This window comes from Pseudomonas spelaei, from assembly GCF_009724245.1.
GTDB classification, from domain to species: Bacteria; Pseudomonadota; Gammaproteobacteria; order Pseudomonadales; family Pseudomonadaceae; genus Aquipseudomonas; species Aquipseudomonas spelaei.
In genome coordinates this window covers 291,751-311,515 of sequence record NZ_WNNK01000001.1, presented here as the reverse complement: position 1 = coordinate 311,515, position 19,765 = coordinate 291,751, and the positions used below count along the sequence as shown (strand labels likewise).

Sequence of the window (19,765 nt, the reverse complement as noted above, 5' to 3'; positions counted from 1 at the left end):
TCTCACAAGGCTAGATCCTCAGGTGTGAATGTCATCTTGAATGAACGGTAGGGAGCGAAGTCGCTTGGTTTCATTCCCTGCATCTCGGTCAACCGGCCAATATTCTTGACCGCTGCAACCGCGGAACTGTCGAACGAACCATCACCACTGGACTTGGCCACGCTGACCGAAGTCACCGTACCGTCCGGCAACATGCCGATCTGCAGCACTACTGTCATACCTTTACGTGCGGAAGGAGGACGTGCCCACCCTTCTGCTGCCCGAGCCCGAATCAGATCGTCGAAACTGCCCGCGACTTGATCACCGCGCTCATCCGCCAAGGCCTGCTGACGCTGCGGCGTGTCGGAAAGCAAATCGGCCAAGGCCTGGGCCTTTTTCTCTTCGGTCGATTTACGCGCCGCTTCCTGGGCCTTTTTCTTGGAGGCATCGGCAGCCGCTTTCTTCTTCGCGTCGTCGGCGACTTTCTTCTTCGCCTCGTCGGCTTCAGCTTTCTTCTTGGCGTCGTCCGCGGCTTTCTTCTTCGCGTCTTCGACTATCTTTTTCTTCGCTTCTTCAGCGGCCTTTTTCTTGGCCTCTTCTTCAGCAGCTTTCTTGGCTTCTTCTTCAGATTTCTTCTTGGCTATATCAGCCAATTGTTTCTCTTCGGCCTTTTTGGCTTCGGCAGCTTTCTCGGACTTCTTGGCTTCATCAGCCTTTTTCGCCTCGTCAGCTTTCTTCGCCTCGTCAGCCTTTTTCGATTCCTCGGCTTTTTGAGCCGCCTCTTCTTTCTTTTGTTCCGCAGCCGCTTTCACCGCTTCCTGCTCGACCTTCTTCTGTTCCATCTGCTCGACTTCAGTCTGGCGCGCAGCCGACTTCTGGGCCTCACCCGCAATCTTCTGATTGGTCTGGGTGGTCGCCTGGCTTTTCGATTTCAGCTGATACAGGGTCGCCTGCACGATCGGCTTGGCCGGCGGCAGGTCCGGGGTCATGGCAAAACTGACGAACAGCATGCCAAATACCAGGACGTGCAGGGCAACTGCCCAGACGCTAGGCCAGAAGTAGCTTTCCGAGGCGGACGGCTCTCGCTGTTGGTGCATCAGGGCGCCTCGGTAATCAAGCCAACATTACCGACCCCGGCCTTCTGCAGCCCGCCCATGGCACCCATCACGGAGCCATAATCAACGACCTTGTCGCCGCGAATGAACACCTGGGTGTGCTTGCCACCTTCGTTGCCGGCGCGAATGATCTTGGTCACGGCGTCAGTCATCTGCGGCAAGGTCATCGCCTTGTCCTGCTGTTTCTGGGTATCGACTTCGCTGCCAAGGTTCCAGTAATAGGTCTTGTCAGCCTTGATCGAAATGGTCAGGACCTGGGTGTTGTTGTCTTGCGGCAAGGCTTCGCTGGAAACCTTGGGCAGATCAACCTTCACGCCCTGATTGAGCATCGGCGCGGTCACCATGAAGATAACCAGCAGTACCAGCATCACGTCGATGTAAGGCACTACGTTCATCTCGGCGACCGGCTTGCGCTTTTTGCGAGCTCGAGCGATTAAAGCCATTGGGAATTACCTGCTTATTCTTCGCTGGTGTGCACTTTACGGTGCAGGATCGCCTGGAATTCATCGGCGAAGGTGTAGTAACGGCTGATCAAGGTTTCGCCACGTGCGGCAAAACGGTTGTAAGCGATTACTGCGGGAATGGCAGCGAACAGACCGATAGCGGTAGCGATCAGTGCTTCGGCGATACCCGGGGCCACAGTGGCCAGGGTCGCTTGCTGGGCCTGGGCCAGGCCACGGAAGGAGTTCATGATCCCCCACACGGTACCGAACAGGCCGATGTACGGGCTGACGGAACCGACGGTTGCGAGGAATGGCAGGCTTTGTTCCAGCTTCTCTTCTTCACGGGAAATGGCGACGCGCATGGCACGGGCCACGCCTTCCATGACCGCTTCCGGATCAACGCCTGGCTGCTGGCGCAGACGGGAGAACTCCTTGAAGCCGGCACGGAAGATCTGCTCGACGCCCGAATCCGGGTCCGGGTTGCTACCGGCCTGACGGTAGAGTTTGGACAGGTCGATACCCGACCAGAAGCGCTCCTCGAAGCTCTCCAGGGCACGTCGACCGGCGCGCAGCAGGTTGCTGCGCTGAAAAATCATGACCCAAGAGGTAACCGATGCGGCTACCAGGATCAGCATAACCAGTTGAACCACGACACTGGCATTGCTGACCAGGCTCCACATGGAGGAATGGTCGACGACGGTAGGTTCCACGCTAAATCTCCTGCTCTGAATGTTTACCCGCGCCGCTCACGCCGGCAAAGGCCGCGCGTAGAGTTTCGGGAATGGCCCTAGGCTTCAAACTGTTGGTGCGCACACAGGCCACCAGGAACTGCCCCTCACAGAGCAGCGTTGCATCCGTAGCCCGCCTGACCTGCTGTTTAAAGCGCAGGCTGGCACGGTTCAATTCGGTTATTTCTGCGCTGACCAGCAGTTCATCGTCCAGCCGCGCCGGCGCGTAATAACGAGCCTCGCTGGAATGCACGACAAACAACAGGTCCTCCCCTACCAGCGTGGATTGGGCAAAGCCCAGCTCCCGTAGCCGCTCGGTTCGAGCCCGCTCCATGAACTTGAGATAGTTGACGTAATAAACGATGCCGCCAGCATCGGTGTCCTCGTAATAAACGCGACAGCGATGTGCGAACGACTGATCCCCGTTTTGCGCGCGCATACTCTAGTGCTTACTCCTCAGGTTGCCAATCCGGCCAGGCAACTGTTTTTTCATTCGCTGAAACATTTCTAATGAAAGAATGACGACGCCAGCCACTAGGACAGCACAAACCTCGAATAAATCGACTGGCCAAGCCCTTTTAATCGTCCACTGCATCGAGGAATTCGTCTACCACGGGCATCTCACCCAATCGTGACGGAATGTTTAACCCAAAATGCAGGTAAGCATGACGCGTCACCACGCGCCCCCGCGGCGTACGCATGATATAGCCCTGCTGGATCAGGTAAGGCTCCAGTACGTCCTCAATGGTATGACGCTCCTCACTGATCGCTGCCGCCAGGCTGTCCACCCCCACCGGGCCACCGTCGAACTTCTCGATCATGGTCAAGAGCAGGCGTCGATCCTGATGGTCGAAGCCATGCTCATCGACATCCAGCAGGTTCAACGCAAGGTCCGCTACCGCCTTGGTGATATGCCCCTTGGCCCGCACTTCGGCAAAGTCCCGTACCCGGCGCAACAAGCGGTTGGCAATCCGCGGCGTACCACGGGCGCGGCGGGCGATTTCAAAGCCACCTTCAGGGTCGAGCGGTAAACCCAGAATCCCAGCTGAACGACCGACGATCGTGGCCAGATCCGCCGTGCTATAGAACTCTAGACGTTGAACAATGCCGAAACGGTCTCGCAGCGGGTTGGTCAGCATCCCGGCACGGGTGGTGGCGCCCACCAGGGTGAACGGTGGCAGGTCGAGCTTGATCGACCGCGCGGCAGGCCCTTCGCCGATCATAATATCCAGCTGGAAGTCTTCCATGGCCGGGTACAGCACTTCTTCGACGATGGGCGAAAGCCGGTGGATCTCATCGATGAACAGCACATCATGAGGCTCAAGGTTGGTCAGCAGCGCCGCCAGATCCCCCGGTCGCTCCAGCACCGGCCCCGACGTACTTTTGATCGACACGCCCATTTCCTGGGCAATGATATTGGCCAGGGTGGTTTTACCCAGGCCCGGAGGACCGAAGATCAGCGTATGGTCCAGGGACTCACTGCGCCCGCGTGCAGCCTGGATAAACAACTCCATCTGCTCGCGCACGGTGGGCTGGCCGATGTATTCGGCCAGGCTCAGGGGGCGGATCGCCCGGTCCTGGACTTCTTCACGGTCCCGGGGGCCGGTGGCCGCGATCAGACGATCAGCTTCAATCACTTAAATCATTCCCTTCAGGGCACGGCGGATCATGTCTTCGCTGCTCAGGTTCTTGTCCTTGATCGCCGACACAGCTTTGCTGGCCTCCTGAGGCTTGTAGCCCAGGGAAATCAGCGCGCTGACGGCATCACTTTCGGCACTGGCCACTTGAGAAGCCGGAGCGTCCGGCTGATTGGGCACCAGGGCAAACATACTCGGCACGACTTCCCATGCCTTGAAGCGATCCTTGAGCTCTACCAGCAAACGCTCGGCGGTTTTCTTGCCGACACCGGGTACCTTGGTCAGGGCCGAGGTGTCCTGGGCAGAGACACAACGCACCAGTTCATCGACCTCAAGGCTCGACATCAAGGCCAGCGCCAGCTTCGGCCCAACGCCGTTAAGGCGGATCAGCTCCCGAAAGAAGTCGCGGTCACGCTTGCCGATGAAACCATAGAGCAATTGCGCGTCTTCGCGCACCACCAAATGCGTGTGCAACGTCAGCGGCTCACCAATCGAGGGCAGGCGATAGAGGGTAGTCATGGGCACTTCCAGCTCATACCCCAGCCCGTTTACATCCAGAATCAGGTGCGGCGGCTGTTTCTCAGCCAACGTGCCGCGCAAACGTCCAATCACGGTTCAAATCCCTAAAGCTTGAGTCAGATCCAGGCCTGACCGGAAATAACGCAGGCATGACGGCCGACAACACAGGCCTTTCACACGCTACGCGCAGAATGATTGCGCTGATGCTATCAGAGACGCAGGCGACCGCCACGACTGCGTGCCGTACCCAGCCCGTGCGGCAGCAGACTGGAACGGGTATGAGCATGGCAAATAGCAATGGCCAGGGCGTCGGAGGCGTCGATTTGCGGTTTGGCGGTGAGCTTGAGCATGTGCATGACCATCATCTGCACCTGCTCTTTATTCGCCGCACCGGTGCCGACCACCGCTTGTTTGACCTGGGTCGCGGTGTATTCGGCAATTTCCATGCCCTCTTCGGCACCCGCAACGATGGCGGCGCCACGGGCCTGGCCGAGTTTCAAGGCCGAGTCGGCGTTTTTGGCCATGAAGACCTTTTCAATACCCATGGTCACCGGGCCGTAGGTCTGGATCACTTCACGCACGCCGCGGTAAACGATCTGCAAACGCTCGGCCAGCTCGCCGGCACCGGTACGGATACAGCCCGAGGCAACGTAGACACAGCCTCGCGGGGTATGTTGCACCACGCCAAAGCCGGTAATGCGCGAACCGGGGTCGATACCTAGGATTAGAGTCATAACGCCTGCAGGTTGGGTAAAAAATACAATAACTCAAAACAGCGAAGATCAAGGGTGGGAGCTGGCTTGCCTGCGATGCAGGCACCGCGCAGTGTCAGGAACACCGAGGCGATGCCATCGCAGCCTCGCTGGGGCTCGACAGCTCCCACATTGGATCTTGGGTGCTCTCAGACGAGTTGTTCGGCTACCGACTCTGGAATATCCGCATTGGAATAAACGTTCTGCACGTCATCCAGGTCTTCAAGCATGTCGAGCATCTTAAGCACCTTCTGCGCACCGTCCAGGTCCAGTTCAGCACTGGTGGTTGGCAACATGACGATTTCTGCATCAGTGCCTTTGAAACCCGCCGCGTCCAAGGCGTTACGCACCGAGTAGAAACCCGCGAACGAGGTGAACACATCAATGGAACCGTCGTCGTTGGTCACTACGTCGTCGGCATCAGCCTCCATCGCAGCTTCCATCAGCGCGTCTTCATCAACACCCGGTGCAAAGGAGATCTGGCCTTTGCGCTCGAACAGGTAAGCCACCGAGCCATCAGTGCCGAGGTTGCCACCACACTTGCTGAACGCATGGCGCACCGCTGCGGCGGTACGGTTACGGTTATCGGTCATGCACTCGACCATCACCGCCACGCCGCCCGGGCCATAGCCTTCATAGCTCAGCTCGACCATATCGTCGGTATCAGCCGCGCCAGCACCACGCGCGACCGCGCGGTCGATAATGTCACGGCTCATGTTCGCGCCCAGGGCCTTGTCCAGCGCCAAGCGCAGACGCGGGTTGGAGCCCGGGTCACCGCCGCCCTGGCGGGCAGCGACGGTCAGCTCGCGAATCCACTTGGTGAAGATCTTGCCTTTCTTGGCATCCTGACGCTCTTTGCGGTGCTTGATGTTCGCCCACTTGGAATGGCCAGCCATAACACAACTCCGAAATTCTCTAGAAACCTTAACGATCCCGCCCCAGGCAGGATTTAGCTCTTTAACGCAAAGGCGCATCCGAAGATGCGCCTTTTTGACTGCGTAAAACCTTATCGCGCTTTCACGCAGCAGCCTTACTCAGCTTTTGGCGCTTCACGCAGACGGATGTGCAGTTCACGCAGCGCCTTGGCATCCACCACACCCGGAGCTTGCGTCATCACGTCAGCAGCACTCTGGGTTTTCGGGAAGGCAATCACTTCACGGATCGACTGGGCACCGGTCATCAGCATCACCAGACGGTCAAGGCCGAAGGCCAAACCACCGTGGGGTGGTGCACCGTACTTCAGTGCGTCAAGCAGGAAGCCGAACTTCTCTTGCTGCTCATCTTCGTTGATGCCCAGCAGGCGGAATACCGATTGCTGCATTTCCTTGCGATGGATACGGATCGAACCGCCACCCAGCTCGGTGCCGTTCAGAACCATGTCGTAGGCGCGGGACAGAGCGCCGGCCGGGTTGGCCTCCAGCTCTTGCGGCGTGCACTTCGGCGCGGTGAACGGGTGGTGCAAGGCACTGAAGCTGCCGTCGTCGTTTTCTTCGAACATCGGGAAGTCGACGACCCACATTGGCGCCCACTTGCAGGTCAGCAGGTCGAGGTCGTTACCCACCTTGATCCGCAGCGCACCCAAAGCTTCGCTGACGATCTTCGCCTTGTCGGCGCCAAAGAACACGATATCGCCGTCAACCGCGCCAACGCGATCGAGGATCACGTTGAGGTTGGCTTCCGGGATGTTCTTGACGATTGGCGACTGCAGGCCTTCAACGCCCTTGGCGCGCTCGTTGACCTTGATGTACGCCAGGCCCTTGGCACCGTAGATGCCGACGAACTTGGTGTAGTCGTCGATCTGCTTGCGCGGCATGCTCGCGGCGCCTGGAACACGCAACGCGGCGATGCGGCATTTCGGGTCGTTGGCCGGGCCGCTGAACACCTTGAAATCGACTTCCTTGAGCTGGTCGGCAACGTCAACCAGTTCCAGCGGGTTACGCAGGTCTGGTTTGTCGGAACCGTAGCGGCGCATGGCTTCTTCGAAGGTCATGTGTGGGAATTCGCCGAATTCCAGGTCCAGCACTTCCTTGAACAGGTTGCGGATCATTTGCTCGGTGAGGCCCATGATCTCTTTTTCATCGAGGAAGCTGGTCTCGATGTCGATCTGGGTGAATTCCGGCTGGCGGTCGGCGCGCAGGTCTTCGTCACGGAAGCACTTGGCGATTTGATAGTAACGGTCGAAGCCGGCCACCATCAGCAGTTGCTTGAACAGCTGTGGAGATTGCGGCAACGCGAAGAAGGAACCCGCGTGGGTACGGCTAGGCACCAGGTAGTCACGCGCGCCTTCCGGAGTAGCACGGGTCAGGATCGGCGTCTCGACATCGAGGAAGCCGTTCTCGTCCAGGAAGCGACGGATGCTGGTGGTCATGCGCGAGCGCAGACGCAACTTCTCGGCCATTTCCGGACGACGCAGATCGAGGAAGCGATAGCGCAAGCGAGTTTCTTCGCCGACGTCAGAGAACTCGTTCAGTGGGAACGGCGGGGTTTCCGACTCGTTCAGCACTTCCAGCTCGTAGCCGAGGACTTCAATCATGCCCGACGCCATGTTGGCGTTGGTGGCACCCGCCGGACGCAGGCGAACCTTGCCGGTGATTTTCACGACGTACTCGCTACGCACGCGATCGGCGGCGGCGAAGCTCTCGGCACGGTCCGGATCGAACACCACCTGGGCCAGACCATCACGATCACGGATGTCGAGGAAGATCACCCCGCCGTGGTCGCGGCGACGGTGAACCCATCCGCAAAGGGTGATTTCCTGACCTTCCAGGGTCTCGTTCAGTTGGCCGCAATAATGGCTGCGCATCATGGTAGTGGTTTCGCTTCTCGTAATTCGAAATTCGGTGGAGGTCTTGCCTGGGTCACCGCACATTAAGTCAGGTGTCGGATAATGCAAGAGCTCACGCGTGGAGTTCAACTCAGTCTGCTTTGTCGCCGCCAGCCAGATTCTTCTTCGAGCCGGTCTTGAAGTCGGTCTCGTACCAGCCACTGCCGCTCAAGCGAAAGCCTGGCATGGACAGCATCTTCTTCAACTCGGGCGCCTGGCAGGCAGGGCAATCGACCAGCGGCGCGGCGCTGATCTTCTGAATGGCTTCCAACTGATGACCGCAGGAGGCACATTGATAGTCGTACATGGGCATGGAATGTCTCGGCGATCAGATCACTGCTGCGCCGCGCCGGCCCCTGAAAGCTCCGGCGACAGCAAAGAGCGGGATTATATCTGGTAAATCGAGGCTGTGCAGCCGTAGCGGCTCGCGGCTCTTTATATAGATACGGCCGGCGCCGGATTTGCCCCGATACCCGACCCAGGGCCAGGCATCGGGCGCCCGGGTCAGCCCAAGCCGACCTGACCATCAGGTGCCGTTATACGCCCCTTCAGGGCATGGACAACACATACCACCCGGACAAGACCACTGAAGTTCTTCACACCTCCATAACGCAAATGCACTTCCCGATCCACGTAAGATAATAAAGCACTGACTGAACAGGCATTGATCCTGGCGATCTCCGTGAGAATATTCCAATAGACTTCTTCAAGTCGCAAACACGTCGAAAAACCATTAAGCCTGACTGATCGGGACAATGGCTTGGCCAGTTGCATATCGAACCCTTTAACAAAGGGGTCAACTTTTATCTTATGAAAACCAGAAGTCTCCATAACTCCACTACCCACTCCGCGTGACATACACTTGACACTCCATTGCCAGACGACCACTCAATGAATTTATTTCATTGGTCGTTGAGCCTATAAAACATCAAGTAGACAAGTGCAGCCAGAAGACGTGGAGTGGATCGTCGTAGGACAAGCCAACGCGTGCATCGGGAAGGTCGTGAGGTGCAGGGCCAGGCTGAGGAGCCGTCCTCATCGGCAGGCGAGCGACGCCAGGTCGACGCCACTCGCCAATAACGATTACTTATTTTCGAGCAGGGAGCGCAACATCCACGCCGTTTTTTCGTGGACTTGCATACGCTGGGTCAGCAAGTCCGCTGTCGGCTCATCACTGACTTTATCCAGCAACGGGAAGATTCCGCGTGCAGTCCGGGTAACCGCTTCCTGCCCCTCGACCAATTGCTTGATCATATCTTCCGCGCTGGGTACACCCTCTTCTTCCTTGATGGAGGAAAGACGGGCATACACCGAATAAGCACCCGGCGCCGGAAAGCCCAGTGCACGAATACGTTCGGCGATTGAGTCAACAGCCAATGCCAGTTCGTTATATTGCTCTTCAAACATCAAGTGCAGTGTACGAAACATGGGCCCCGTGACATTCCAATGAAAGTTGTGGGTCTTCAGGTAAAGTACATAGGTATCGGAAAGCAGTCGTGAAAGTCCATCGACGATTGATTTACGATCTTCTTCACTGATACCAATATCGATTGCCATGTTTATCCCCTTCAATTGATAAAAATTCATTGATCAGGTGCAGAACCACTCTAGCAAGAGTACTGACCCTGTGCAGCCTGATGCCCCCTCACGACGTGCGGCAAATCGTCCCGGCACAGACGCATACCAACGGCAGGCAAGGCTTTGAGCGTTACAAAAAAAAACCTGGGTGACGCCCAAAAGCCCCTGAACCGGTCTAGGACACGTGTTTGCCACAGAAATGCCGTGACCGTCGCAACAGTCCGAAATGCTTGATTTGAGAAGGCACAGGCTTTGCTGTTAAATAGGCAGCGTGTCGCTGCCGTTATTTTTCACGGCAAGCCACATAGGCTGATACCCGCGCACGTGCCCAACGCCTCCCATTGTTCAGAAGCGAACCGTGCCAGTCAGCTCTTCCTTCGTGATCCGTCTTAACGTGAGTTAATCAAAATGTTGAAAATCGTCCACCTGCTAACGGGCGTTGCGGCTTTGCTGCTGTCCTTTATCCCGAGCCTGCAACAGGGAAGCCCTCCCTACCTGGAACAACACGACGCTCTCTACCTGGCCTTGTTCGGCCTTCTTAACCTGACCCTGGCGCCAGTGATCCCTTACTGGAACAAAGGCACGCGTCATCAACTGCAAAACCTGGTCAGCGCGCTGCTGGTACTGACTGTTGTTGTACAAACCCTTACCCTCTTGGCACCGATGCCTGAAGTCGGGGGCCACCCGGCCATCCTGCTCAGCCTGGTGATTGCTGTGGTCGCCATCGTTCTTCATCTGGCCATCAGCTTCTACCGTTCGTCCCCTGCGGCCTCGTCGCAAAACTACGACATGACCAACCGGGATACCGGGACCGTCAAGTGGTTCAACACCTCCAAAGGCTTCGGCTTTATTTCCCGGGATTCGGGCGACGATATCTTCGTCCACTTCCGAGCCATCCGTGGCGAGGGCCATCGCGTCCTGGTCGAAGGCCAGCGCGTGGAGTTCTCCGTGATGAACCGTGACAAGGGCCTGCAAGCTGAAGACGTGATCGCCGCATTGCCGCGTCGCTGATCCCAGCCCTAGCCCTGAAAAAAGAAACCGCGATGCAGCCCATGCTGCATCGCGGTTTTTTATTGCCCCTCATTTGATCGGGCCAATCAGTAATGCGGCGGCGGCGCCTCTTCTTCGGAAGACTCGAACTGCCCGCCCATTTCTTCCTGTCGCTTGAGCAACGCCGTCATTTGCAGTTGCAGGCGTTCAACTGCCCGCTGCTGGGTGACCAGAATGTCATTCAGCGTCTCAATGGTGTCGTCCTGGAAGGCCAGGCGGCTTTCAAGGTCCATCACACGGTCTTGCAGGTCCATGGTTCAGTCCCGGGTAAAGATGAAATCGGCGGGCAGCAGCGCGCGCAAACGCACACGTATGGCTGCTACCTGCTCTTCAGTGTAAGGCCGCGCCGGATGCTTGCCCCAGACAGGGGCAGGCCACGCGACATCATCCCGTTTGCGCACAATGACATGTACATGCAACTGGCTGACAACATTGCCCAAGGCACCGATGTTCATTTTATCGGCGGCAAACCCTTCATTCAGCAACTGCGCCAAGGCCGTGCTTTCCTGCCACAAACGCTGCTGATCAGCGACATCCAGTTGAAACACTTCACTGATACCGTCGATACGTGGCACCAGGATAAACCAAGGGTAATTCGAGTCATTGGACAGCAGCAGCCGGCTCAAGGGGAAATCCCCGATGGGCAGCGTGTCATGTTGAAGACGTGGATCTAAGGCGAACACCGCAGTCACTCCGTTCGGCTGGTCAGGTTTCAGGTGCTCAGCATACCTGCGAATGAACGCTGCTTCACGGCGAAAACACCCGGGCGCATCCGGCCAAACAGGCACGCACCAAAATGATCCGTTTATGCCCCACATCGTGCAAGCCGCATCCGCCGATTACTCACTGCACGGGGTCAACGGGTAACGTTTTCCACGGGTGCAAGATTTATGTGCCACCGAACAGGAGCAAAGCCTTGCCGTCAAGGCCAAACCAAACGGCTTAAAAAGCCCGTGCTTATGCGGTTTTTACACTGCCCGGGAGCTTTTCACGAAAAAATGACATTCGGTTACCGGTTTGAGCACGCTTGTTGCATTCACACCCACATCGTCGGCAACGGTACCTGATGGGAAGCAGGTGTTTCACTACCGGAAACAGTAGTGACTCAGTGCTTTTCAAGGAAGCGTTTAAACTTTAAGCGGCGTATTTTTTCTATGCTTAGAGTTAAAAAAACAGCATTGAAGTTGTCAGTCCGGTTACAAACGGACTGTGAATTTGCGACATGGACCTAGCAATTTACGACAGGCCCGTAAAGAAATTGAAAGGATAGATGGGTAAGTATCGTCAATATTGTCAGCGTGATATAACTTTGCGCCGACACAAAAAAGAAAGAGCCGCCCAGATAAAAATACAGGTGGGACGGCAGTACTCTTCCTAAAACCAAAGGAGCAAATCACGATGCGCGTGATGAAGTGGAGCATGATCGCCCTGGCTGTTTCAGCAGGCACCTCGCAGTTCGCAATGGCGTCCTCCCAGGACGATTCCAAGGGCTTTGTTGAAGACAGTACTTTCAGCATCAACACTCGCCTCCTGAACTTTGGCCGCGACTTCCGTAACAATGACTCCGGCAAGAGCCGCGTCAACGAAACCGGCTTGGGCTTCAACGGCCTGTACCAGTCGGGTTTCACCCAAGGCACTGTCGGTGTGGGTGTCGACGTTATCGGTCTGCTGGGTATCAAACTTGACAGTGGCAAGGGCCGCTCCGGCACCGGCCTGTTCCCGACAGGTTCTGACGGTCGCTCGGAAGATCAGTACTCCAAAGGCGGCGGCGCAGTTAAATTCCGTATTTCCGACACCGTGCTGAAGATTGGCGACCAGTACACCACTGCCCCTGTGTTTGCGACCGATGACAGCCGTCTGTTGCCAGAGGTTGCACAAGGCACCTCGATCGTCAGCAACGAAATCAAAGGGCTGAAACTGGAAGCGGGTCACTTCACCGGCATCACCGCTCAAGCACAAAGCTATCGTGACAGTCTGCACCTGCCGGAAGCCAACTTCGCCGGCGCGGTGTACGCCTTCACTCCAGAGCTGACCGGTAGCCTGTACTACTCGAAAGTGGAAGACTACTGGCGCAAAATCTACGCCAACGTCAACTACACCCACGCTCTGAGCGACAAGCAATCCTTCGCAGTCGACTTCAACATTTACGACACCAAAAGCGACGGTCTGGGCTTGCAACGCGCCGAGAAAGACAACACCACCAAGCTCGACAACCGTGCCTTCAGCTTGCAGGGCGCGTACACCTACGACGCTCACACCTTTACCCTGGCCTACCAGAAGGTTACCGGTGACGGTGACTACGGCTACGGCGTAGACGGCGGCGGCACGATTTTCCTGGCCAACTCCGTTGCCCGTTCCGACTTCAACGCTGAAGACGAGAAATCCTGGCAAGCTCGCTACGACCTGAACATGGCCACCTTCGGCGTGCCAGGCCTGAGCTTCATGACTCGTTATGTCAGCGGTAGCGGTGCCAACACCGGCACGACATCAAACGGCAAAGAGTGGGAACGCGACATCGAAGCCAAGTACGTGATCCAGAGCGGTCCGGCCAAAGACTTGAGCCTGCGTGTGCGCCAAGCCACTTATCGCTCCAGCGATGGTGTTTACTACGGTTCTGCGTCGATCGACGAACTGCGTCTGATCGCGCAATACCCGCTGAACATCCTGTAATTAGCTGTTTGATTACACAGATGACCTAGAGCCCCGGCTCTAAATAAAAAGCCGCTCAACTTGTTCGCAAGTGAGCGGCTTTTTTATTGCAGTTTTATTCCATCACCAAAATAACTAGCAAGCTAGCTAACTAACGAGATTACTTTCGACACAGAACTTGACCATCTAGCCAAGTTCAGCCACAAACCTCGTCCTTACTGGGCGGAAGTATCTTGCATGATACGAATAACCCGATGCGGAAACGGAATATCAATCCCGGCCGCTTTTAAACGATCTCGAGACAGTTCATTAAACAAGAACATCACATCCCAATAATCCGCCGTCTTGGTCCAAACCCGCAAGGAAACAGTAATCGAACTATCACCCAGGGTCGAAACCACGGCAACGGGTGCCGGGTCAACCAGTACCCGTGGATCCTTGGCCAGCTCCAGCAACACTTCACGAGCCTTCTGCAGATCGGCTTCGTAATCAACACCCACGTCAAATACCACTTTGCGAGTCGGCTGGCGGTTGGTGTTGGTGATGATGCCGTTGGACAGAATGCCGTTGGGCACGATGACGGTCTTGTTGTCGCCGGTACGAATCACTGTGTGGAAGATCTGGATGCTGTCGACGGTACCCGACGTGCCTTGAGCTTCGATCCAGTCGCCGATGCGGAATGGACGGAACAACAGAATCAGTACGCCACCGGCAAAGTTGGCCAGGCTGCCTTGCAACGCCAGACCGATGGCCAGGGTTGCGGCGCCGATTGCCGCTACGAACGAGGTGGTTTCGACACCAATCATCGAGGCCACGCTGACCATCAGCATGATCTTGAGGACGATGTTTGCCAGGCTGGTAACAAAGCCCTGCAACGCCATGTCGGCGTTACGCATGGCCAGCAGGCGGCCCACTTTGTGGGTCAGCTTGTTGATCAACCACCAGCCAATAGCCAGTGTGATCACGGCCAGCAATACCCGGCTGCCGTATTCCATGATCATCGGGATCCAGGATTGGGAAGCTTTGATCAAGCTATCCACTTCAGCGTTCAAGTCCATCATTATTCTCCTGTTTACCGGACGTGCGGCTCAAAAATAGTGCCCACAGCAATCGAGCCCCGAGGGGCTCAATCGTTTCTGCAAGTTCTGGGGCGTGGGACGTTGAAAACGCCTACAGGTTCCCCAAGGGTGGGGGTCAATCGCGGAAATTGTTGAATTGCAGCGGCATGTCGAATGTCTTGGCGCGCAAGGCGGCAATAGCTTCCTGCAGGTCATCACGTTTTTTGCCGGTGATGCGCACCTGTTCGCCCTGGATGGCGGCCTGAACCTTGAGCTTGGCATCTTTGACATGAGCCACGATCTTCTTCGCCAGCTCCTTGTCGATACCTTCCTTGAGCACGGCTTCCTGCTTCATCAGCTTGCCGGAAGCATAGGAATCCTTGACTTCAAGGCACTGCACATCAATCTTGCGCTTGACCAGCGACAACTTGAGGATCTCGATCATCGCTTCCAACTGGTAGTCGGCTTCAGCGGTCAGGTTGACGGTCAGGTCCTTTTCCTTGAACTCAAAGCTGCCCTTGCCTTTCAAGTCATAGCGACGGTCCAGTTCCTTGACGGCGTTTTCGACGGCGTTGGTGAGTTCGTGCTTGTCCAGTTCGGATACCACGTCGAACGACGGCATGTAATTTCTCCAGTAAAAAGGGGCGCGGCTCAATGGAGATGGAGCACGCCTGGGGTAAAATGCGCGGTCATTATAACGGTTCTTTTCCTTCCTTCACTGTGAGCTTTTGCGGAGTAAAAACCTGATGTCGACCACCTGGCATGTCCTCGGCGCTGGCAGTCTCGGGACCTTGTGGGCCACTCGCCTGGCCCGTGCGGGGCTGCCGGTCAGGTTGATCCTGCGAGACCACGACCGCCTGGCGAGTTATCAAGCTGGGCCGGGACTGACATTGGTCGAGCAAGGCCAGGCACACACTTACCCCGTTACCGGCGAAACACCCGACACCCCTGAACCGATTCATCGACTGCTGGTAGCGTGCAAAGCCTACGACGCCCAAGCCGCCGTCGCGCAACTGACCCACCGCCTGTCACCCGACGCCGAACTGGTCCTGCTGCAAAACGGCCTGGGCAGCCAGGACGCCGTGGCGGCCCAGTTACCTCTGGCCCGCTGCATCTTCGCCTCCAGCACCGAAGGCGCGTTTCGCGAGGGTGACTGGCGTGTGGTGTTCGCCGGCCATGGCTTTACCTGGCTGGGAGACACGAGCCAACCTACACCGCCGCTCTGGCTGGACGACCTGCACGCCGCCGGTATCCCCCACGACTGGAGTACCGAGATCCTCACCCGGCTGTGGCGCAAACTGGCACTCAACTGTGCCATCAACCCGCTGACCGTGCTGCACCAATGCCGCAACGGCGACCTGCAAACCCATCATTGCGAAGTCGCCACCCTGTGCCTCGAACTGGCCGAGCTGCTGGAATGCTGTGGCCAGCCGGCAGCGGCGCAAGACCTGCAAAGCGAAGTGGAACGCGTGATCCAGGCCACGGCTGCCAATTACTCCTCGATGTACCAGGATGTGGCCAACGCCCGGCGCACCGAGATCAGCTATCTGCTGGGTTACGCTTGCCAGGCAGCCGCTCGTCATCAACTGAGCCTGCCGCACCTTCAACAACTGCAGGCACGCCTGGTGAACCACCTGATCGCACGCGGATTGCCCCGCGACTGAGGCACGCGCTACCCTGCCTGCTTGTTCCTTGCCTGCGAAAACCTCGATGCCACTGCGCCAGCGTCTCGAAAATCTACCGGTTGGGCAGAAATTGCTGGCGGCCCTGCTGGTGCTGCTGACCACCGTATTGCTGGTGGCCAACCTGACCTTTATCAGCGCTGCCTACTGGATCTCCCAGGAAAGCATGGCACCCCAGGCCCTGCAGTCCATAGGCCGGCTGGTCTCCAACCCATCCCTGGCCGCTGAGGCCCTGGATTCGCCGATCAAGGCTGAAAGCCTGCTCAACGAATTGACCAGCTACTCGCCGCTCCGGGCTGCGGCCCTGTATGACGGTGACGGGAACCGCCTGGCGCAGATGCAACACGGTGATCGCCTGCACCTGCCGGACCACTACCGACATATCGAAGCCTGGCGCGTCACCGAGTTTCGCAGCAACCAGGTCATCACCCTGCCCCGCCCCGGCAAACCCTCCGGGCATCTGCTGTTAGTGGCCAGCAGCGAACTGCCGGGAGCCTTCTACACCGGGACCCTGACCGCCAGCCTGGGCATCCTGATTTTCAGCGTACTGCTGTGGATGGTCATCGCCCGACAGATCAAACGCCTGATCACCCAACCGATCCATCAGTTGGAAGAGCTGTCGCGCCAGGTAACGCGGGAAGAGAACTACGCCCTGCGCGCCAGTCGTGGCAACCATGACGAAATCGGTAGCCTGGCGGAAGCCTTCAACACCATGCTCTCGCGCATTGAAGCCCGTGAGCAGCAACTGAAACGGGCGCGGGACGATTCCCAGGCCGCCTACGATCAGGCCCAGGGCCTCGCCGAAGAAACCCGCCATACCAACCGTAAGCTGGAGCTGGAAGTCCAGGTGCGCAGCAAGATCGAGAAGAAACTCACCGGATTCCAGAACTACCTCAACAGCATCATCGACTCGATGCCTTCGGCCCTGATTGCCCTGGATGAACAGCTGTATGTCACCCAATGGAACCAGGAGGCCAGTGCGCTTTCCGGTACGCGCCTGGACGAAGCCCTGAACCAGCCGATCTTCCTCGCTTTCGAGCCGCTCAAGCCGTTCCTGCCACAACTCAAGGCCACGGTGGAGCAACACACCGTTGAGCGGATCGAGCGAGTCACCTGGATCAAGGACGACGAACCCAAGCATTACGCACTGACCTTCTACCCGCTGATGGGCGGCGCGGGCCGCGGGGTGGTGATTCGTATCGATGACATCACCCAGCGCCTGTCCCTGGAAGAAATGATGGTGCAGTCGGAGAAGATGCTTTCAGTGGGTGGCCTGGCGGCCGGAATGGCCCACGAAATCAACAACCCCTTGGGCGCCATCCTGCATAACGTGCAGAACATTCGTCGCCGGCTCTCCCCGGAGCTGCCGAAAAACCTCGAACATGCCGAACAGGCGGGCATCGAGCTGGACATGGTCAACCGCTACCTGCAAAGCCGCGAAGTGCCGAAACTGCTCGACGGCATTCAACAAGCCGGTGCACGGGCGGCGAAGATCGTCACCCATATGCTCAGCTTCAGCCGCCGCAGCAACCGCCAGATGGCACCGTGCGACTTGCCGGCGCTGATCGACCAGGCAGTGGACATTGCCGGCAATGACTTCGACCTGGCCATCGGCTTCGACTTCAAGGGCCAGGCAATCATCCGCCAGTTCGATCCGCACCTGGGCCCGGTGCCCGGTACCGCCAATGAGCTGGAGCAGGTGTTGCTCAACCTGCTGAAAAACGCCGCCCAGGCCATTCACCAGCGTGCAGATGACAGTGAGCCGGGACGCATCATCCTGCGCACTCGACTCAATCCGCCATGGGCCGAAATTCAGGTGGAAGACAATGGCATCGGCATGAGCGAAAACGTGCGCAAACGCACCTTCGAGCCATTCTTCACCACCAAGGAAATCGGCCAGGGTACCGGGCTTGGCCTGTCGGTCTCCTACTTCATCATCACCAACAATCACAAGGGCCAGATGGAAGTGCAATCGACACAGGGCCAAGGCACCTGCTTCACCTTGCGTTTACCCCTGGCCGGCAGCCAGCTGCCACCCAACGAACTCATTCAACTGGAGCGCTAACCATGGGCTTTCGCCTGTCGAAGATTTACACCCGTACCGGCGACAAGGGCGAAACCGGCCTGGGAGACGGACGTCGTGTGCCCAAGGATCATCCACGCGTGGAGGCGATTGGCGAAGTCGATACGCTGAACAGCCAGCTGGGTTTGCTGCTGGCAAGCCTGGAAGAACAGAGCGGCCAGCACCCAGGGTTGAAGGATGTGATCGAGGTGCTCGCGCCTTGCCAACACCGCTTGTTCGACCTCGGTGGTGAGTTGGCGATGCCGGTGTACAAGGCGCTCAATGCGGCTGAAGTCGACCGTCTGGAAGCGGCGATTGATCGCTGGAATGAAGAGGTGGGGCCGCTGGAGAACTTCATCCTGCCGGGTGGTTCGGCACTGATTGCCCAGGCCCATGTGTGTCGAAGCCTGGCGCGGAGCGCGGAACGACGGTGCCAGCATTTGAATGCGGTTGAGCCGCTGGAGGGTGTGGGGCTGGCGTATATCAACCGGTTGTCGGACTTGCTGTTTGTGGCTGCGCGGGTGATTGCCAAGCGTCAGGGGGTTGCGGAGGTTTTGTGGCAGGCGGCGGCCAAGCCGCACTGATCACCTGCAGATTAGTCAGTGCCTGACCCGGCCTCTTCGCGAGCAAGCCCGCTCCCACATTCGACTGCATTCCACCGCTGGTACTCGGTCAAATGTGGGAGCGGGCTTGCTCGCGAAGAGGCCCTTGATTACACCTCAGACCTCAGGCCAGAACGCCCGAATCCCCGCGACACCCTGAGCCCCAGCTTCCCAGGCCTGTTCCCGTTCAGCAGGCCCTACCCCACCCAACAGAAACACCGGCTTGCTGAAGCCGGCAATCAACTGCGCCGCCTGCTCCCAACCCAACGGCTGCGCATCGGGATGAGTCTGCGTCGGCTGCACGGGCGACAGGGTGACAAAATCCACGTCCATCAACTCTGCCAGAGCCAGCTCTTCAGCATTGTGGCAAGACGCCGCCAACCAACGATCCTTGGGCAATGGCCGGCCTTTGCTGGCGTATTTGCGCAGTTGCGCCGAGGTCATGTGCCAGCCGGCCGATGGGAAATCCCCCAGCCATTCAAAAGGCCCCTTGAGCATCAGCTGTGCCTTACCGGCACACAGGCCCACAGCGTCCACCGCCAGGTCGCGGTACTTCGGGTCATAACCGTTGGGTGCCCGCAGTTGGACCAGCTTGATGCCGCCCGCAATGGCTTTCTGGATGCCACGCAACAACGTCGGCGTTTCCAGTTCGCCCGGCGTAATCAGATATTCACCCGGCAGACGTGCAGCCGAGACGATCGGCGCATTGGCCGCCGGAAATTCGTAGTTCACCAGATCCCGTGGGGCCACCCACTCAAGGGGCTGCCCCTCTGCGCCATGAGGCTCGCCGGTAAAGGCCGAGACTTCCCAGACATCCAGCAACACCTGTTTGTCTGGATAGTCATGCTGCACCTTGATCAACGGCCGGGCTGTGATGACCTGAATGCCCAGCTCTTCCTGCAGCTCTCGGCCCAGCGCAGTCGCCACTGACTCATCGGCCTCCACCTTGCCGCCAGGAAACTCCCAGAGCCCGCCCTGATGCTGGGTATCCGCGCGGCGCGCCAGCAGAATCCTGCCGTCGATGCCACGGATGACCGCTGCTGCTACATGAACTCGTTTCACCGTACTGCCTCCTCTAAACCGGCCG

At 57.9% G+C, this 19,765-nt stretch carries 22 protein-coding genes; 5 read left to right on the top strand and 17 right to left on the bottom strand.

Features of this window, described 5'->3' with window-relative positions:
* Positions 1-2: 2 nt before the first annotated feature.
* From tolA to GNF76_RS01360, 12 genes are all read right to left on the bottom strand, one after another.
* On the bottom strand, positions 3-1,076 hold the full coding sequence (gene tolA / locus GNF76_RS01415) for a cell envelope integrity protein TolA (protein ID WP_155581384.1): 1,074 nt from the start codon (positions 1,074-1,076) through the stop codon (positions 3-5).
* Entirely contained in the window at positions 1,076-1,528 is a 453-nt protein-coding gene (tolR, locus tag GNF76_RS01410; protein WP_161635741.1) for a protein TolR, read from the bottom strand. The genes tolA and tolR overlap by 1 nt, the downstream gene beginning before the upstream one ends.
* A 23-nt stretch (positions 1,529-1,551) precedes the next feature.
* Complete coding sequence (gene tolQ / locus GNF76_RS01405; protein ID WP_048727035.1) at positions 1,552-2,247, bottom strand: protein TolQ; 696 nt, start codon at positions 2,245-2,247, stop codon at positions 1,552-1,554.
* A gap of 1 nt (position 2,248) precedes the next feature.
* Positions 2,249-2,704, bottom strand: coding sequence for a tol-pal system-associated acyl-CoA thioesterase (ybgC, locus tag GNF76_RS01400; protein ID WP_155581383.1), 456 nt, complete (start codon positions 2,702-2,704; stop codon positions 2,249-2,251).
* Positions 2,705-2,843: 139 nt separating this feature from the next.
* The gene (gene ruvB / locus GNF76_RS01395; protein WP_178123129.1) at positions 2,844-3,902 is read right to left on the bottom strand and encodes a Holliday junction branch migration DNA helicase RuvB; all 1,059 of its coding nucleotides are present in this window, start codon (positions 3,900-3,902) and stop codon (positions 2,844-2,846) included.
* Positions 3,903-4,514: a Holliday junction branch migration protein RuvA gene (gene ruvA / locus GNF76_RS01390; protein ID WP_178123128.1), complete on the bottom strand. Its 612-nt coding sequence runs from the start codon at positions 4,512-4,514 to the stop codon at positions 3,903-3,905. It abuts the gene before it with no gap.
* Positions 4,515-4,630: 116 nt separating this feature from the next.
* A complete protein-coding gene (gene ruvC, locus GNF76_RS01385) occupies positions 4,631-5,155 on the bottom strand; it encodes a crossover junction endodeoxyribonuclease RuvC (protein WP_155581382.1) in 525 nt (174 codons plus the stop codon).
* A gap of 167 nt (positions 5,156-5,322) precedes the next feature.
* Positions 5,323-6,069: a YebC/PmpR family DNA-binding transcriptional regulator gene (locus tag GNF76_RS01380; RefSeq protein WP_155581381.1), complete on the bottom strand. Its 747-nt coding sequence runs from the start codon at positions 6,067-6,069 to the stop codon at positions 5,323-5,325.
* Positions 6,070-6,203: 134 nt separating this feature from the next.
* Positions 6,204-7,979, bottom strand: a complete 1,776-nt coding sequence (aspS, locus tag GNF76_RS01375) for an aspartate--tRNA ligase (RefSeq protein ID WP_155581380.1) — start codon at positions 7,977-7,979, stop codon at positions 6,204-6,206.
* A 109-nt stretch (positions 7,980-8,088) separates the two neighbouring features.
* Positions 8,089-8,310, bottom strand: coding sequence for an FmdB family zinc ribbon protein (locus GNF76_RS01370; RefSeq protein ID WP_010208103.1), 222 nt, complete (start codon positions 8,308-8,310; stop codon positions 8,089-8,091).
* 191 nt (positions 8,311-8,501) lie between these two features.
* Entirely contained in the window at positions 8,502-8,855 is a 354-nt protein-coding gene (locus GNF76_RS01365; protein ID WP_155581379.1) for a ribbon-helix-helix domain-containing protein, read from the bottom strand.
* A 225-nt stretch (positions 8,856-9,080) separates the two neighbouring features.
* Positions 9,081-9,554, bottom strand: coding sequence for a Dps family protein (locus GNF76_RS01360; protein WP_003209800.1), 474 nt, complete (start codon positions 9,552-9,554; stop codon positions 9,081-9,083).
* Between the two features lie 429 nt (positions 9,555-9,983).
* Between GNF76_RS01360 and GNF76_RS29750 the strand changes: the two genes are divergently transcribed.
* Positions 9,984-10,586: a cold-shock protein gene (locus GNF76_RS29750; RefSeq protein ID WP_122489014.1), complete on the top strand. Its 603-nt coding sequence runs from the start codon at positions 9,984-9,986 to the stop codon at positions 10,584-10,586.
* 86 nt (positions 10,587-10,672) lie between these two features.
* Here GNF76_RS29750 and GNF76_RS01350 read toward each other — a convergent pair whose 3' ends face one another.
* Both GNF76_RS01350 and GNF76_RS01345 read right to left on the bottom strand, forming a co-directional pair.
* The gene (locus GNF76_RS01350) at positions 10,673-10,879 is read right to left on the bottom strand and encodes a SlyX family protein (RefSeq protein ID WP_155581378.1); all 207 of its coding nucleotides are present in this window, start codon (positions 10,877-10,879) and stop codon (positions 10,673-10,675) included.
* A 3-nt stretch (positions 10,880-10,882) separates the two neighbouring features.
* Positions 10,883-11,308: an HIT domain-containing protein gene (locus GNF76_RS01345; RefSeq protein WP_178123127.1), complete on the bottom strand. Its 426-nt coding sequence runs from the start codon at positions 11,306-11,308 to the stop codon at positions 10,883-10,885.
* A 715-nt stretch (positions 11,309-12,023) separates the two neighbouring features.
* On the opposite strand from GNF76_RS01345, the gene GNF76_RS01340 reads away from it, so the two are divergent.
* Entirely contained in the window at positions 12,024-13,295 is a 1,272-nt protein-coding gene (locus GNF76_RS01340) for an OprD family porin (RefSeq protein WP_155581377.1), read from the top strand.
* A gap of 194 nt (positions 13,296-13,489) precedes the next feature.
* On the opposite strand, the gene GNF76_RS01335 is transcribed toward GNF76_RS01340, so the two are convergent.
* Together GNF76_RS01335 and GNF76_RS01330 are read right to left on the bottom strand one after the other, a co-directional pair.
* Positions 13,490-14,332: a mechanosensitive ion channel family protein gene (locus tag GNF76_RS01335; protein ID WP_155581376.1), complete on the bottom strand. Its 843-nt coding sequence runs from the start codon at positions 14,330-14,332 to the stop codon at positions 13,490-13,492.
* A 136-nt stretch (positions 14,333-14,468) separates the two neighbouring features.
* Positions 14,469-14,954, bottom strand: a complete 486-nt coding sequence (locus GNF76_RS01330) for a YajQ family cyclic di-GMP-binding protein (RefSeq protein ID WP_155581375.1) — start codon at positions 14,952-14,954, stop codon at positions 14,469-14,471.
* 124 nt (positions 14,955-15,078) lie between these two features.
* Here GNF76_RS01330 and GNF76_RS01325 point away from each other — a divergent pair, with 124 nt between their 5' ends.
* The 3 genes from GNF76_RS01325 to GNF76_RS01315 are packed head-to-tail and all read left to right on the top strand — an operon-like array spanning position 15,079 to position 18,660.
* Positions 15,079-15,996 carry a putative 2-dehydropantoate 2-reductase gene (locus GNF76_RS01325; RefSeq protein ID WP_155581374.1) on the top strand — a complete coding sequence of 306 codons (918 nt, stop codon included), beginning with the start codon at positions 15,079-15,081 and terminating at the stop codon, positions 15,994-15,996.
* A gap of 46 nt (positions 15,997-16,042) precedes the next feature.
* Complete coding sequence (locus GNF76_RS01320) at positions 16,043-18,079, top strand: sensor histidine kinase (protein ID WP_155581373.1); 2,037 nt, start codon at positions 16,043-16,045, stop codon at positions 18,077-18,079.
* A 2-nt stretch (positions 18,080-18,081) separates the two neighbouring features.
* Positions 18,082-18,660 carry a cob(I)yrinic acid a,c-diamide adenosyltransferase gene (locus tag GNF76_RS01315; protein WP_155581372.1) on the top strand — a complete coding sequence of 193 codons (579 nt, stop codon included), beginning with the start codon at positions 18,082-18,084 and terminating at the stop codon, positions 18,658-18,660.
* A gap of 135 nt (positions 18,661-18,795) precedes the next feature.
* Here the strand turns inward: GNF76_RS01315 and GNF76_RS01310 are convergent, their stop codons facing one another.
* Positions 18,796-19,740, bottom strand: coding sequence for a Nudix family hydrolase (locus tag GNF76_RS01310; RefSeq protein ID WP_178123126.1), 945 nt, complete (start codon positions 19,738-19,740; stop codon positions 18,796-18,798).
* Positions 19,741-19,765 lie beyond the last annotated feature (25 nt).